This is a genomic window from Pseudomonas sp. NPDC089530 (assembly GCF_050280705.1).
Classification (GTDB): domain Bacteria; phylum Pseudomonadota; class Gammaproteobacteria; order Pseudomonadales; family Pseudomonadaceae; genus Aquipseudomonas.
The window spans coordinates 1-13,597 of the sequence record NZ_JBNNVU010000123.1 but is presented as its reverse complement, the minus strand read 5'-3'; the positions used below and the strand labels follow the sequence as shown (position 1 = coordinate 13,597).

Sequence of the window (13,597 nt, the reverse complement as noted above, 5' to 3'; positions counted from 1 at the left end):
GATGAAGTGATAGCCGGCCAGGTCCATGGATTCGCCCGGCTCCAGGCGCAGGTCGCGCTCGGCGCTGTTCTGGCTCGACAGCACCATCTGTATATCAGGCGTGCGACCGGAGCGGCACTGGGTTAATCGTCGAGGCGCTCTTCTAACTGGCGCACTTCGTAGGTGAGCTTGTCGAGGAACTGCATGCGCCGCATCAGGCGCTCGGCCTGTTCGCGTTGCGCTGCATCGTCCCAACAGGCTGCGAAGCTTTCGTTCAATTCATCCTGAGCCACTTTCAGGCGACGCTTGAAGGCCGCGATGCCGCCCAGGTCGGCCTCATCCTGCAGATCCTCAAGCTCTTCGCGCCATTGCATCTGCTGCAGAAGAAACTCCGGATCGTGCACTGTGACCTCCAGCGGCAACTCATGGCCTGCCATGGCGAGCAGGTAGCGTGCGCGCTTGGGAGGGCTTTTGAGTGTCTGGTAGGCCTCGTTGAGGCTGGCGGACTGTTCCAGCGCCAACCGCTGCTCGCGCTCGGAAGCGTCGGCGAAACGATCGGGATGAACGGCACGCGCCAGCTCACGGTAGCGCGTGGCCAACTGGTCGAGATCCAGGCGGAAGCTCGGTTGCAGCTCAAATAAAGCGAAATGACAAGGAATACCCACGAGCAGCCTCAGACGTTGAAGCTTTCGCCGCAGCCACACTCACCGCGCACGTTGGGGTTGTTGAACTTGAAGCCTTCGTTCAACCCTTCCTTGACGAAGTCCAGCTCGGTGCCATCCAGGTAGGCCAGGCTTTTCGGATCGATGATCACTTTCTCGCCATGGCTCTCGAACACCTGATCGTCTTCACCGATCTCGTCGACGAACTCCAGGACATAGGCAAGGCCGGAACAGCCCGTGGTGCGAACACCCAGGCGAATCCCATCACCTTTGCCGCGCCCGTCGAGGGAGCGTCGCACGTGTTGAGCAGCCGCTTCTGTCATGCTGATAGCCATCGTGACTCCTTACTTGTCGCTCAATCTGTGAAAGATGATCCGCGAAATCAGATCAGGCCTTTCTTCTGCTTGTAGTCGCGAACAGCAGCCTTGATGGCGTCTTCGGCGAGTACCGAGCAGTGGATTTTCACTGGCGGCAGGGCCAGTTCTTCAGCCAGCTGAGTGTTCTTGATGGTCTCTGCTTCATCCAGAGTCTTGCCCTTCATCCACTCGGTAGCCAGGGAGCTGGAGGCGATAGCCGAACCGCAACCGTAGGTCTTGAACTTGGCGTCTTCGATGATGCCCTGCTCGTTGACCTTGATCTGCAGGCGCATGACGTCGCCGCACGCCGGAGCACCGACCATGCCGGTACCGACGTCAGGATCTTCCGCGTTCATCTTGCCGACGTTACGCGGGTTCTCGTAATGGTCGATGACCTTTTCGCTGTAAGCCATGATTCTTAATCCTCACTCATCAGGACCGCTCTTGGGCCCTGCAGTTACGCCAGCGTCAGCCGCCGCGTCGCTACAGGACCGGTATCTGGCGGCTTCTATATTTAGTGTGCCGCCCACTCGATCTTCGAGATATCGACGCCATCTTTGTACATGTCCCACAGCGGCGAAAGAGCGCGCAGTTTGATCACGGCCTCGCAGACTTTCTGCGCGGCGTAATCGATTTCTTCTTCGGTGGTGAAGCGGCCGAAGGTGAAGCGGATCGAGCTGTGCGCCAGTTCGTCGTTACGGCCCAGGGCGCGCAGTACGTACGAAGGTTCGAGCGAAGCGGAGGTGCAGGCCGAACCGGAGGAAACCGCCAGGTCCTTGAGCGCCATGATCAGCGACTCGCCTTCGACATAGTTGAAGCTCAGGTTCAGGTTGTGCGGTACGCGAGCAGTCATGCTGCCGTTGACGTACAGCTCTTCCAGGTGCTCGACCTGCTTGTAGAAGCGCTCGCTCAGGGCCTTGATGCGTGCGTTCTCGGCCGCCATGTCTTCCTTGGCGACGCGGAAGGCTTCGCCCATGCCGACGATCTGGTGGGTGGCCAGGGTGCCGGAACGCATGCCGCGCTCGTGACCGCCGCCGTGCATGGTCGCCTCGAGGCGAACCCGCGGCTTGCGGCTGACGTACAGCGCGCCGATACCTTTAGGACCGTAGGTCTTGTGGGCGGAGAACGACATCAGGTCGACTTTCAGCGCCTGCAGGTCGATCTCGACCTTGCCGGTGGACTGAGCAGCGTCGACGTGGAACAGAATGCCTTTGGAGCGGGTCAGCTCGCCAATGGCGGCGATGTCGTTGACCGTACCGATTTCGTTGTTCACGTGCATGATCGACACCAGGATGGTGTCGTCGCGCAGGGCGGCTTCGACCATGGCCGGCGTGATCAGGCCGTCTTCGCCCGGCTCGATGTAGGTGACTTCGAAGCCTTCACGCTCGAGTTGGCGCATGGTGTCCAGGACAGCCTTGTGCTCGATCTTCGAGGTGATCAGGTGCTTGCCCTTGGTGTGATAGAAATGCGCGACACCCTTGATTGCCAGGTTGTCGGACTCGGTGGCACCGGAGGTCCAGACGATTTCACGCGGGTCGGCGTTGACCAAGTCAGCCACTTGACGACGGGCATTTTCCACCGACTCTTCGGCTTTCCAGCCGAACACGTGAGAGCGGGACGCCGGGTTACCGAAGTTTCCGTCGACCAGCAGGCATTCACTCATCTTTTGCGCGACACGCGGGTCAACCGGGGTGGTCGCTGAGTAATCAAGGTAAATCGGCAATTTCATGGACTCTCTCCTAAATCAGGCTGGCTGGCGTGCCGCTAGCTCTTTGGCTGTCATTCGACGGCGGACGCTTCAATCTTGTCCAGGTGCTGCGCCTTGCCATTACAGCGGCGCTGATCCTGACGCTGGGCTACTTCTTGCACCTCACGGCGAGTCACAAGGTCGGCCAAGCTGATACCACTCAGAAATTCGTGAATCTGCAGGCTCAGATCGCACCACAAGTGGTGGGTCAGGCAGGTGTCGCCGGAATGGCAGTCACCCTGGCCCTGGCATTTGGTCGCATCGACCGATTCGTTCACCGCATCGATCACCTGGGCCACCTGAATGCCTTGCATGTCGCGCGATAGCTGGTAGCCACCACCCGGACCACGCACGCTGGACACCAGATTGCTACGGCGCAGCTTGGCGAAGAGCTGTTCGAGATAGGACAGGGAGATGCCTTGGCGCTCAGAGATATCGGCCAGGGACACCGGCCCATGTTGCGCGTGCAACGCCAGGTCAAGCATGGCTGTTACCGCGTATCGGCCTTTTGTAGTCAGTCGCATGGACAGGTACCACGGAGTGTTTCGGGATGGGAGCGAGTATGCAATTCCCGAGTAATTAAGTCAACTATAAGACCTACTACTTTAGTCAGGTTTACCCGCAAAAGAGCGCGCGAATGATAGCAAAGTCTGTAGAGCAATGGCACATCTGGAATCAGACGGGTGACTAATGGGTCGCTAACGCATTTTCGGGCGTCGTCGCGAGCACACAGGCTCCTGCAGGGGAGCACCTGGGCGATAGTGCTCGCAACCGACCGCCAAACAAAAAAATCAGCCGACCTGGCTGCCGCCCTTATCCTTGACCCCGGCAAAATCCTCATCGCGCAGCGCCGGCAGATCCTTGGCGCAGTAGTTGCTGCCCAGATCCTTCAGAGCCCCGCACATGCCCTCCAGGCGCCCGTCAACGGCCTGCAGGTGATCGAGCAACTGGCCAATGGCCCGCGCCACCGGGTCCGGCATGTCTTCGCTGACACCATAGGCATCGAAACCAAGTTTCTCGGCCATGGCCTTGCGCTTCGCTTCCTGTTCGTCATCGGACTTGACGATGATGCGCCCGGGAATCCCCACCACAGTGGCGCCCGCCGGCACCGCCTTGGTCACCACCGCATTGGAACCGACCTTGGCCCCCGCGCCCACAGTGAACGGCCCCAACACCTTGGCACCCGCCCCCACCACCACCCCATCTTCCAGGGTCGGGTGGCGCTTGCCCTTGTTCCAACTGGTGCCGCCCAGGGTCACGCCCTGATAGAGGGTGACGTCGTCACCGATTTCCGCGGTTTCGCCGATAACGATGCCCATGCCATGGTCGATAAAGAAGCGGCGACCGACCTTGGCCCCTGGGTGAATCTCGATTCCGGTCAGCCAGCGCCCGAAGTTCGACACCAGGCGCGCCAGCCATTTCCAGCCCATACCCCACAGTGCGCCGGACAGGCGGTGGATCCAGATGGCGTGCATGCCCGGGTAGCAGGTCAGGACCTCGAACGCGTTACGCGCCGCCGGGTCACGATGGAAAACACTCTGGATATCTTCACGCAAACGCTCAAACATCGTCATTCTTCCGCTTAAGGAGCTCGCCACGGGCCGCTTTCTGCGTTTCCGTGAGGATGCCACGCAAAATATTCATTTCCGCCCGGCTCACCGAGCTGCGTCCGTACAACCGACGCAGGCGCGCCATCAAGTGCCGTGGCTTTTCCGGATCGAGGAAGTCGATGGCCACCAGCGTCTGCTCCAGATGCTCGTAGAACCGCTCCAACTCATCCATGGTCGCCAGCTCATCGCTGCGTGGCGACGCCACTTCGTCCTTCTCGACCTTGCTCGGCTGGCCTTCGGCCGCCAGCCAGGACATACGCACTTCATAAGCCAGCACCTGCACCGCCGTCGCCAGGTTCAGCGAACTGAACTCCGGATCCGAAGGGATATGCACGTGAAAGTGACATCGCTGCAGCTCGTCATTGGTCAGGCCGGAATCTTCACGGCCGAACACCAAGGCAATTTCGGCGCCCTGCCCGGCTTCCTGCACCACCTTGACCCCAGACTCACGGGGGTCGAGCAATGGCCAGGGAATACGCCGATCCCGGGCACTGGTGCCGAACACCAGGGTGCAGCCCGCCAAGGCATCTTCCAAGGTGGCAACGACCTGAGCGTTTTCAAGAATATCGGTAGCCCCGGACGCTCGTGCATCGGCCTCAGGGGACGGAAAGACCCGCGGTTCGACCAGCACCAGCCGCGACAGCCCCATGTTCTTCATGGCACGCGCAGCCCCGCCGATGTTCCCGGGATGACTGGTATTGACCAGGACGACACGAATGTTCTGCAGCAAGGGAGGCGCTCTCGGACACGGGAAAGGGGAGCAAATCTTACAGAACAGCCGCCGCTCCCGCCTCAAAAATAACTGCTTCGGGCCGGCTTGCGGTAAAAACCAACGCACTCGCGACAGACTGCCGTTCGTCAAAATATGCCCGTGTTTACCGGTCCGTACGGCAGATCGAGGCAGGCGGAGTGAATGTCGATCTTCATCTGCAAAAGTTTTCTGCTAGAATGCTCGGCTTTCTTTAACAACCTTAGGTGACCTATCCATGCAGCCAATGCTGAATATCGCGCTGCGCGCCGCCCGCAGCGCCAGTGAACTGATTTTCCGCTCCATCGAGCGCCTGGATACCATCAAGGTTGACGAAAAAGACGCCAAGGACTACGTGTCCGAAGTCGATCGCGCTGCTGAGCAGAAGATCATCGACGCCCTGCGCAAGGCCTACCCGACCCACGGCATTCTCGGTGAAGAAACCGGCCTGCACGCTGGCAGCGGCGAAGGTGAAGACTACCTGTGGATCATCGACCCACTGGACGGCACCACCAACTTCCTGCGCGGCATTCCTCATTTCGCGGTCAGCATCGCCTGCAAATACCGTGGTCGCCTGGAACACGCCGTGGTTCTGGACCCGGTGCGCCAGGAAGAATTCACCGCCAGCCGCGGCCGTGGCGCCCAACTGAACGGTCGTCGCCTGCGCGTCAGCGGCCGCACCAGCCTGGACGGCGCTCTGCTGGGTACCGGTTTCCCGTTCCGTGACGACCAGATGGACAACCTCGACAACTACCTGGGCATGTTCCGCGCCCTGGTCGGCCAGACCGCAGGCATCCGCCGCGCCGGTGCCGCCAGCCTGGACCTGGCCTATGTGGCTGCCGGTCGTTTCGACGCATTCTGGGAGTCGGGCCTGTCCGAGTGGGACATGGCCGCAGGCGCCCTGCTGATTCAAGAAGCCGGCGGCCTGGTGAGCGACTTCACCGGTGGTCACGACTTCCTGGAAAAAGGCCACGTGGTTGCCGGCAACACCAAATGCTTCAAGGCGGTCCTCACCGCCATCCAGCCGCACCTGCCGGCCTCGCTGAAGCGCTAAGCGCCAGCGACAGAAAAAGCACCCTACGGGGTGCTTTTTTTATGCCTGCGATTTACCGCGCACGTTGTAGGAGCCTTGAATAATAGGTAATAAAAAAGCACCCCGAAAGGTGCTTTTTTCATGGGTGACGCTGCAACCCTTATGACGCCGGCTGGTTCTGCCCCAGGATCAACTGACCATCCTTGCCGACCGGAATCTGGTTGCCCGGATCATGATCCATACGCACCTGGCCTTGCTTGCCATTCAGCTCGTACTTCACGTCATAACCCATGACCTTTTCACTGATGTCATTGACCGTGTTACAGCGGGTCTGGGTTGTGGTGTAGGTGTCACGCTCCTGCATGCCCTCCTGCACCTTGTTACCGGCATAACCACCGCCGACCGCACCGGCGACCGTAGCGATCTTCTTGCCTGTACCACCGCCGATCTGGTTGCCCAGAAGGCCACCGGCCAGTGCACCGACCACCGTACCGGCGATCTGATGTTGATCCTTCACCGGAGCCTGACGGGTCACGGTGACGTCCTTGCACACTTCACGCGGTGTTTTGATCTGTTGTTTAACCGGTTGAACAGCCAGCACTTGCGCATACTCAGGCCCGCTATTGACCAGCTTGTAGGTGGCAACAGCACCCCCGGCAGTCACACCGACAGCACCTAGTACCGCACCAACCAACATAGACTTGTTCACGTGAACCTCCTGACCATCACAAGCGGGACAAGCCCGCGCTTCTCCTAGCCTTCGAGCATAAAAAAAGGCGCGAGTTCAACACTCGCGCCTTTTTGACTGCCTGCCGGGAAGTGGAAACCGTTATGGACGGTCGTCGACTTCCTTCTCGGTATTGGCCGGAGGAATCAGGTCCTCGCTGCTCAGGTTCAGCCAGATCAGCACCACGTTGGCGATATAGATCGACGAGTAGGTACCCGCCAGGACACCAACGAACAGCGCGATGGAGAAGCCCCACAGGTTGTCGCCACCAAAGAACAGCAGCGCCGCGATCGCCAACAGGGTGGAGATCGAGGTCGCCATGGTGCGCAACAGGGTCTGGGTGGTCGAGATGTTGATGTTCTCGATCAGGCTGGCCTTGCGCAACACACGGAAGTTCTCGCGCACCCGGTCGAAGACCACGATGGTGTCGTTGAGCGAGTAACCGATGATCGCCAGTACCGCCGCCAACACCGTCAGGTCGAAGGTGATCTGGAAGAACGACAGGATACCCACGGTCACTACCACGTCGTGGATCAGGGAGACGATGGCGCCGACCGCGAACTTCCACTGAAAGCGGAAGGCCAGGTAGATCAGGATGCCGCCCAGTGCCATCAGCATGCCGAGGCCGCCCTGGTCGCGCAGCTCTTCGCCCACCTGCGGGCCGACGAACTCGACGCGCTTGACCTGCGCCGGGTTGTCGCCGCCGATCTTCTGCAGCGCTTCCGCCACCTGATGGCCCAGTTGCGGGTCTTCACCCGGCATCCGCACCAGCAGGTCGGTGGTAGCACCGAAGCTTTGCACGATCGCTTCGTGATAACCGGATTCGCTCAGTTGCGCGCGAACCTTCATCACATCCGCCGGACGCTCGTAGGTCAGCTCGATGAGCGTACCGCCGGTGAAGTCCAGACCGTAGTTCAACCCCTTGTGGAACCAGCTGAACAGCGCCAGAACGGTCAGGAGCAGGGTCATGGCGAACGCTACGTTGCGCACGCCCATGAAGTTGATAGTACGTAACATGGCAGCCCCTTAAATCCACAACTTCTTGAAGTCACGACCGCCGAAGATCAGGTTGACCATCGCGCGAGTCAGCCAGATGGCCGTGAACATCGAGGTAAAGATCCCGAGGGACATGGTCACCGCAAAGCCTTTGACCGGGCCGGTGCCCATGGCAAAGAGAATCCCGCCGACCAGCAAGGTGGTCAGGTTGGAGTCGAGAATCGCGGTGAATGCCCGGCCGAAGCCTTCGTTGATTGCCCGCTGCACGGTCATGCCAGCGGCGATCTCTTCACGGATCCGCGAGAAGATCAGTACGTTGGCGTCCACCGCCATACCCATGGTCAACACAATACCGGCGATACCCGGCAGGGTCAGCGTAGCCCCCAGCAAGGACATCAGGGCCAGCAGCAGCACCATGTTCAGCGCCAGCGCCACAGTGGCGATGATGCCGAAGAAGCGATAGATGGCGATGATGAACAGCGACACGAACAGCATGCCCCAAAGCGACGCATCGATACCCTTGGTGATGTTGTCGGCACCCAGGCTCGGACCGATGGTGCGCTCTTCAGCGAAGTACATCGGTGCGGCCAGGCCACCGGCACGCAGCAGCAGCGCCAGCTCGGAGGACTCGCCCTGGCCGTTCAGGCCGGTGATGCGGAACTGGCTGCCCAGCGGCGACTGGATGGTCGCCAGGCTGATGATCTTCTTCTCTTCCTTGAAGCTCTGCACCGCGACGTCTTTCTCGACACCGTCGACCACTTGCTTGGTGTAAGTGGTGGTCGGCTTCTGCTCGATGAAGATCACCGCCATGCTGCGACCGACGTTGCTACGGGTCGAACGGCTCATCAGCTCGCCGCCATGGCCATCGAGCTTGATGTTCACCTGTGGACGACCGTGCTCGTCGAAGCCTGCCTGGGCGTCGGTCACCTGGTCACCGGTGATGATCAGGCCACGCTCGATCAGCGCGGGAGGACGATTGCCTTCACGGAACTCGAAAGACTCGGAAGTGGCTTTCGAAGCGCCAGGCTCGGCGGCAAGACGGAACTCGAGGTTGGCCGTCTTGCCCAGGATACGCTTGGCTTCGGCAGTGTCCTGCACGCCCGGCAGCTCAACCACGATACGGTTGGCACCCTGACGCTGAACCAGAGGTTCGGCCACACCCAGCTCGTTGACGCGGTTACGGACCGTGGTCAGGTTCTGCTTGATGGAGTATTCACGGATTTCCGCCAGCTTGGCCGGGGTCATCGCCAGACGCAGCACCGCCTGACCATTGAGGTCGGCCGGAACAATGTCGAAATCGTTGAAGTTCTTGCGGATCAGCACGCGGGCCTGTTCACGGGTCGCGTCGTCGCTGAAGCCCAGTTGAATGGCACCGCCCAGCTGCGGCAGGCTGCGATAGCGCAGGCGCTCTTTACGCAACAGGCTCTTCACATCGCCTTCGTAGACCTTCAGGCGTGCGTCGAGGGCTTTTTCCATGTCCACTTCCAGCAGGAAGTGCACACCACCGGACAAGTCCAGGCCCAGCTTCATCGGGTGCGCACCGAGGTTGCGCAGCCATTGCGGGGTGGTTTGCGCCAGGTTCAGTGCAACCACGTAGTCGTCACCCAGGGCCTTGCGTACTACGTCCTTGGCTGGAAGCTGGTCTTCCTGCTTGGTCAGACGCAGCAGACCGCCCTTGCCCTTGGCCCCGACGGAGGAAGCCTTGACGACGATCCCGGCCTCGCTGAGCGCCTTGCTTGCACGGTCCAGATCGTCCTGAGTGACCTGCAGCGCAGTGCTCGCGCCGCTGACCTGAATGGCCGGGTCATCAGGGTAGAGGTTGGGAGCGGAATAAATAAAACCGATCGCCAGCACCGCCAGGATCAGTACGTATTTCCACAGAGGGTATTTGTTCAGCATCACGCCGCCCGTTTATGAAGCGGGGCGCCTTGCGCGCCCCGTCGATTGGTAAAAGATGAAACTTAGATCGCCTTCAGCGTGCCTTTTGGCAGAGTGGCGGCGATAGCGCCTTTCTGGAACTTCATCTCGATAGCGTCGGAAACTTCCAGCACTACGAAATCGTCGGTCACTTTGGTGATCTTGCCGGCGATACCGCCAGTAGTCACAACTTCGTCACCTTTCTGCAGGCTGCCCAGCAGGTTCTTTTGCTCTTTGGCGCGCTTGGCCTGAGGACGCCAGATCATCAGGTAGAAGATGACCAGGAAACCGACCAGGAAAATCCACTCAAAGCCAGTGCCGGCAGGGCCAGCAGCAGGTGCAGCAGCGTCAGCCATTGCAGTCGAGATAAAAAAGCTCATGTAACACTCCGGATAATTACAAAAGTGGGTCTGAACGTCTTTAGAACTTATTCTAAAGGCGGCACGGGCAACCCGCGTTTGGCATAGAAGGAATCGACAAAGGCGGCCAATGTACCCTGTTGAATAGCCTCACGCAAACCAGCCATAAGGCGTTGGTAATGACGCAAGTTATGGATGGTATTGAGCATGCTCCCCAGCATTTCGCCGCACTTGTCCAGATGATGCAGATAAGCGCGGGAGAAGTTCTGGCAGGTATAGCAATCGCAGGTCGGATCCAGCGGCGAATCATCATGGCGATGGAACGCGTTACGGATCTTCAGCACGCCAGTGTCAATGAACAGATGCCCGTTGCGGGCTTTACGGTTTGGCATCACGCAATCGAACATGTCCACACCGCGGCGCACACCCTCAACCAGATCTTCCGGCTTGCCAACACCCATAAGGTAACGAGGTTTGTCTGCTGGCATCTGGCCCGGCAGATAATCCAGCACCTTGATCATCTCGTGCTTGGGCTCGCCCACCGACAGACCGCCGATGGCCAGGCCGTCGAAACCGATCTTGTCCAGGCCTTCCAGGGAGCGCATCCGCAGGTCCTGGTGCATGCCGCCCTGGACGATGCCGAACAGCGCCGCTGTATTGTCGCCATGGGCATTTTTCGAGCGCTGGGCCCAGCGCAGCGACAGCTCCATGGAGACCCGCGCGACATCTTCGTCAGCCGGGTACGGGGTGCATTCGTCGAAGATCATCACGATGTCCGAGCCCAGGTCGCGCTGGACCTGCATCGACTCTTCGGGGCCCATGAAGACTTTCGCGCCGTCGACCGGCGAGGCGAAGGTCACGCCCTCCTCCTTGATCTTGCGCATGGCACCCAGGCTGAACACCTGGAAACCGCCAGAGTCGGTGAGGATCGGGCCTTTCCACTGCATGAAGTCATGCAGGTCGCCGTGCTGCTTGATCACCTCGGTACCCGGACGCAGCCACAGGTGGAAGGTGTTGCCCAGGATGATCTCGGCGCCGGTGGCGACGATGTCCCGTGGCAGCATGCCCTTGACCGTGCCGTAGGTGCCCACCGGCATGAAGGCCGGGGTTTCCACGGTTCCGCGGGGGAAGGTCAGACGACCGCGACGAGCCTTGCCATCGGTGGCGAGCAGCTCAAAAGACATACGACAGGTGCGACTCATGCTTGATCCTCTGGGCCGCGTGGCGCCGGATTGCGGGTGATGAACATCGCATCACCGTAGCTGAAAAAGCGGTATCCATGCTCGACAGCGGCCTTGTAGGCGGCCATGGCTTCGGGATAACCGGCGAAGGCCGAAACCAGCATCAACAGCGTGGACTCGGGCAAATGGAAGTTGGTGACCAGGGCATCGACCACATGGAACGGCCGACCCGGGTAGATAAAGATGTCGGTGTCGCCGCTGAACGGCTTGAGCACGCCATCGCGCGCCGCGCTTTCCAGGGAACGCACGCTGGTGGTCCCCACCGCCACCACCCGACCGCCGCGCGCCCGGCAGGCAGCCACGGCATCCACCACGTCCTGGCTGACTTCCAGCCATTCGTTGTGCATATGGTGATCTTCGATGCGCTCCACCCGGACCGGCTGGAAGGTCCCGGCACCGACGTGCAGGGTCACGAACGCGGTCTCGACGCCCTTGGCGGCGATTGCCTCCAGCAGCGGTTGATCGAAGTGCAGCCCGGCAGTCGGCGCGGCCACCGCCCCCAGGCGCTCGGAATACACGGTCTGGTAGCGCTCTCGGTCCGAGTCTTCGTCCGGGCGATCGATATAAGGAGGCAACGGCATATGGCCGACGCGCTCCAGCAGCGGCAGCACTTCCTCGGCAAACCCCAGCTCGAACAGCGCGTCATGCCGGGCCAGCATCTCGGCTTCACCGCCGCCTTCGATAAGGATCTTCGAACCCGGTTTCGGCGACTTGCTGGAGCGCACATGGGCCAGCACACGGTGGCTGTCTAGCACCCGCTCCACCAGGATTTCCAGCTTGCCGCCAGAGGCTTTCTGGCCAAACAGACGCGCCGGAATCACCCGGGTATTGTTGAACACCATCAGGTCGCCCGGGCGCAAATGCTCAAGCAAATCAGTGAATTGACGGTGGGCCAGAGCACCAGTAACCCCATCCAGGGTCAACAGGCGACTGGCGCGACGCTCGGCCAGGGGATGGCGAGCGATCAGCGAATCAGGGAGCTCGAAGGTAAAGTCAGCAACACGCATGATGGGGTTCGTCTAGCAGGGCCGGAAAGTTTAGCGGAAATAGCTAAAATTGACCATGAAACCTGATTGACCAACGGTAAGCACGTCTCTATACTTCGCCGCCATTGAGCCCTGATGGCGGAATTGGTAGACGCGGCGGATTCAAAATCCGTTTTCGAAAGGAGTGGGAGTTCGAGTCTCCCTCGGGGCACCATTTGATGTACATAGCTGTCCAACGACGGCTACGCAACACCCCTAGAGCCCGCTAACTGCGGGCTTTTTGGTCTCTGGGGTTCCATCCCCGTCTCTTGCAAACCAGCCTCTTTTGGGTACATTTTCTGTACAGATTCCAGTTCGAGAACCGGATGTGTGTAGCTATGCGCCTTGCTGCTCAAAGCGTCCAAGCCTGCCGACAAGCAATACACGCGGAGTGATAGTGCAGGTCTTGCCCTTCTAGTCCAGCCAAACGGCAACAAGCACTGATGCTTCCGCTATTCGTATCTTGATCACCCGACAAGAAGCAGCCGGAGCTCATCACTCGAGCCGATTGCGCGAATCTGCAGGCCAGCATCGAAAAACGCGGCACCCTCAATGTGGCGGACAAAGCCCGGGTCTGACTCAAACAGATATTCAGTCGGGCGACCACCGCGCGCGGCTTGTGTAAACACAATCCGGCCTCCGAACTTCATGCCATCGCATTGGCCCCTCCTCCCTCGCGTAAGTCCTCGGTGCTTCTTGGGGAGCAACTCGGTCGGCGGAGACATCAGCGCCTTGAAAAATGAGCGCGGCGCGTTTGGCGGCGGGCATTATGGGACCGTCAAAGCCGCACAGTGATCGCAGGCAGGCTTTTATGTGCTAGTGCCGGTCCGGAGGATGACCCTGAGCTTAACGGTGCGCACAGATTGATCAGCAGACCTTGCAGAGCTACGTCATACATCTGCATCACCATAGCTGCGCTTCGCGGTGATCAATATGCGAAAGTGCCAAGTCCGGGCCAAGCTTTGGGAGCGAAGCGCATCACCGTGCACCCGATCTCTCCTCCAGCAAGTATCCAGGGACCTGGCTTGACGGTAAGCCACAGGGTTTTCGGACGCGCAAAAACAAAACCCCAATTGCTTTCGCAATTGGGGTTTCGGAATTTAATCTTGACGATGACCTACTCTCACATGGGGAAACCCCACACTACCATCGGCGATGCATCGTTTCACTTCTGAGTTCGGGATGGGATCAGGTGGT

At 59.9% G+C, this 13,597-nt stretch carries 14 protein-coding genes, 1 tRNA gene, 1 rRNA gene and 1 pseudogene; 2 read left to right on the top strand and 15 right to left on the bottom strand.

The genetic code is table 11. The features are described from left to right. The 8 genes and pseudogenes from ACQKQA_RS27680 to trmJ all read right to left on the bottom strand — a co-directional run. A pseudogene (locus ACQKQA_RS27680) lies at positions 1-87 on the bottom strand (hypothetical protein); the annotation flags it as partial. Between the two features lie 35 nt (positions 88-122). Then, positions 123-644, bottom strand: coding sequence for a co-chaperone HscB (hscB, locus tag ACQKQA_RS27675; protein WP_427564399.1), 522 nt, complete (start codon positions 642-644; stop codon positions 123-125). An 8-nt stretch (positions 645-652) separates the two neighbouring features. Then, on the bottom strand, positions 653-976 hold the full coding sequence (iscA, locus tag ACQKQA_RS27670; protein WP_045881492.1) for an iron-sulfur cluster assembly protein IscA: 324 nt from the start codon (positions 974-976) through the stop codon (positions 653-655). Positions 977-1,023: 47 nt separating this feature from the next. Next, a complete protein-coding gene (gene iscU, locus ACQKQA_RS27665) occupies positions 1,024-1,410 on the bottom strand; it encodes a Fe-S cluster assembly scaffold IscU (RefSeq protein ID WP_007929523.1) in 387 nt (128 codons plus the stop codon). 101 nt (positions 1,411-1,511) lie between these two features. Next, the gene (locus tag ACQKQA_RS27660; protein WP_427564396.1) at positions 1,512-2,726 is read right to left on the bottom strand and encodes an IscS subfamily cysteine desulfurase; all 1,215 of its coding nucleotides are present in this window, start codon (positions 2,724-2,726) and stop codon (positions 1,512-1,514) included. A gap of 50 nt (positions 2,727-2,776) precedes the next feature. Continuing rightward, on the bottom strand, positions 2,777-3,268 hold the full coding sequence (gene iscR, locus ACQKQA_RS27655; RefSeq protein WP_009045442.1) for a Fe-S cluster assembly transcriptional regulator IscR: 492 nt from the start codon (positions 3,266-3,268) through the stop codon (positions 2,777-2,779). 267 nt (positions 3,269-3,535) lie between these two features. After that, a complete protein-coding gene (cysE, locus tag ACQKQA_RS27650) occupies positions 3,536-4,312 on the bottom strand; it encodes a serine O-acetyltransferase (protein WP_427564395.1) in 777 nt (258 codons plus the stop codon). Continuing rightward, positions 4,305-5,084 carry a tRNA (cytosine(32)/uridine(32)-2'-O)-methyltransferase TrmJ gene (gene trmJ, locus ACQKQA_RS27645; protein WP_427564394.1) on the bottom strand — a complete coding sequence of 260 codons (780 nt, stop codon included), beginning with the start codon at positions 5,082-5,084 and terminating at the stop codon, positions 4,305-4,307. The genes cysE and trmJ overlap by 8 nt, the downstream gene beginning before the upstream one ends. Positions 5,085-5,340: 256 nt before the next feature. On the opposite strand from trmJ, the gene suhB reads away from it, so the two are divergent. After that, positions 5,341-6,156 carry an inositol-phosphate phosphatase gene (suhB, locus tag ACQKQA_RS27640; RefSeq protein WP_007929514.1) on the top strand — a complete coding sequence of 272 codons (816 nt, stop codon included), beginning with the start codon at positions 5,341-5,343 and terminating at the stop codon, positions 6,154-6,156. 139 nt (positions 6,157-6,295) lie between these two features. Here suhB and ACQKQA_RS27635 read toward each other — a convergent pair whose 3' ends face one another. From ACQKQA_RS27635 to queA, 6 genes are all read right to left on the bottom strand, one after another. Continuing rightward, the gene (locus ACQKQA_RS27635; RefSeq protein WP_427564393.1) at positions 6,296-6,844 is read right to left on the bottom strand and encodes a glycine zipper 2TM domain-containing protein; all 549 of its coding nucleotides are present in this window, start codon (positions 6,842-6,844) and stop codon (positions 6,296-6,298) included. Between the two features lie 120 nt (positions 6,845-6,964). Further along, positions 6,965-7,879 carry a protein translocase subunit SecF gene (secF, locus tag ACQKQA_RS27630; protein ID WP_427564392.1) on the bottom strand — a complete coding sequence of 305 codons (915 nt, stop codon included), beginning with the start codon at positions 7,877-7,879 and terminating at the stop codon, positions 6,965-6,967. A gap of 9 nt (positions 7,880-7,888) precedes the next feature. Further along, positions 7,889-9,757, bottom strand: coding sequence for a protein translocase subunit SecD (gene secD / locus ACQKQA_RS27625; RefSeq protein ID WP_427564391.1), 1,869 nt, complete (start codon positions 9,755-9,757; stop codon positions 7,889-7,891). 62 nt (positions 9,758-9,819) lie between these two features. Then, the gene (yajC, locus tag ACQKQA_RS27620) at positions 9,820-10,155 is read right to left on the bottom strand and encodes a preprotein translocase subunit YajC (RefSeq protein WP_075121515.1); all 336 of its coding nucleotides are present in this window, start codon (positions 10,153-10,155) and stop codon (positions 9,820-9,822) included. 47 nt (positions 10,156-10,202) lie between these two features. Continuing rightward, complete coding sequence (tgt, locus tag ACQKQA_RS27615) at positions 10,203-11,318, bottom strand: tRNA guanosine(34) transglycosylase Tgt (RefSeq protein ID WP_427564398.1); 1,116 nt, start codon at positions 11,316-11,318, stop codon at positions 10,203-10,205. A gap of 14 nt (positions 11,319-11,332) precedes the next feature. Beyond that, a complete protein-coding gene (gene queA, locus ACQKQA_RS27610; RefSeq protein ID WP_427564390.1) occupies positions 11,333-12,382 on the bottom strand; it encodes a tRNA preQ1(34) S-adenosylmethionine ribosyltransferase-isomerase QueA in 1,050 nt (349 codons plus the stop codon). Between the two features lie 108 nt (positions 12,383-12,490). On the opposite strand from queA, the gene ACQKQA_RS27605 reads away from it, so the two are divergent. After that, positions 12,491-12,575 (top strand) — tRNA-Leu (locus ACQKQA_RS27605). Between the two features lie 929 nt (positions 12,576-13,504). Here the strand turns inward: ACQKQA_RS27605 and rrf are convergent. Continuing rightward, positions 13,505-13,597, bottom strand: a 5S ribosomal RNA gene (gene rrf, locus ACQKQA_RS27600); the annotation flags it as partial.

What these genes read in the sequence shown, in the direction of transcription:
- iscA (WP_045881492.1), bottom strand. Translation starts at nt 976, where the DNA reads ATGGCTATCAGCATGACAGAAGCGGCTGCTCAACACGTGCGACGCTCC.
- iscU (WP_007929523.1), bottom strand. Translation starts at nt 1,410, where the DNA reads ATGGCTTACAGCGAAAAGGTCATCGACCATTACGAGAACCCGCGTAAC.
- ACQKQA_RS27660 (WP_427564396.1), bottom strand. Translation starts at nt 2,726, where the DNA reads ATGAAATTGCCGATTTACCTTGATTACTCAGCGACCACCCCGGTTGAC.
- iscR (WP_009045442.1), bottom strand. Translation starts at nt 3,268, where the DNA reads ATGCGACTGACTACAAAAGGCCGATACGCGGTAACAGCCATGCTTGAC.
- cysE (WP_427564395.1), bottom strand. Translation starts at nt 4,312, where the DNA reads ATGTTTGAGCGTTTGCGTGAAGATATCCAGAGTGTTTTCCATCGTGAC.
- suhB (WP_007929514.1), top strand. Translation starts at nt 5,341, where the DNA reads ATGCAGCCAATGCTGAATATCGCGCTGCGCGCCGCCCGCAGCGCCAGT.
- secF (WP_427564392.1), bottom strand. Translation starts at nt 7,879, where the DNA reads ATGTTACGTACTATCAACTTCATGGGCGTGCGCAACGTAGCGTTCGCC.
- secD (WP_427564391.1), bottom strand. Translation starts at nt 9,757, where the DNA reads ATGCTGAACAAATACCCTCTGTGGAAATACGTACTGATCCTGGCGGTG.
- yajC (WP_075121515.1), bottom strand. Translation starts at nt 10,155, where the DNA reads ATGAGCTTTTTTATCTCGACTGCAATGGCTGACGCTGCTGCACCTGCT.
- tgt (WP_427564398.1), bottom strand. Translation starts at nt 11,318, where the DNA reads ATGTCTTTTGAGCTGCTCGCCACCGATGGCAAGGCTCGTCGCGGTCGT.
- queA (WP_427564390.1), bottom strand. Translation starts at nt 12,382, where the DNA reads ATGCGTGTTGCTGACTTTACCTTCGAGCTCCCTGATTCGCTGATCGCT.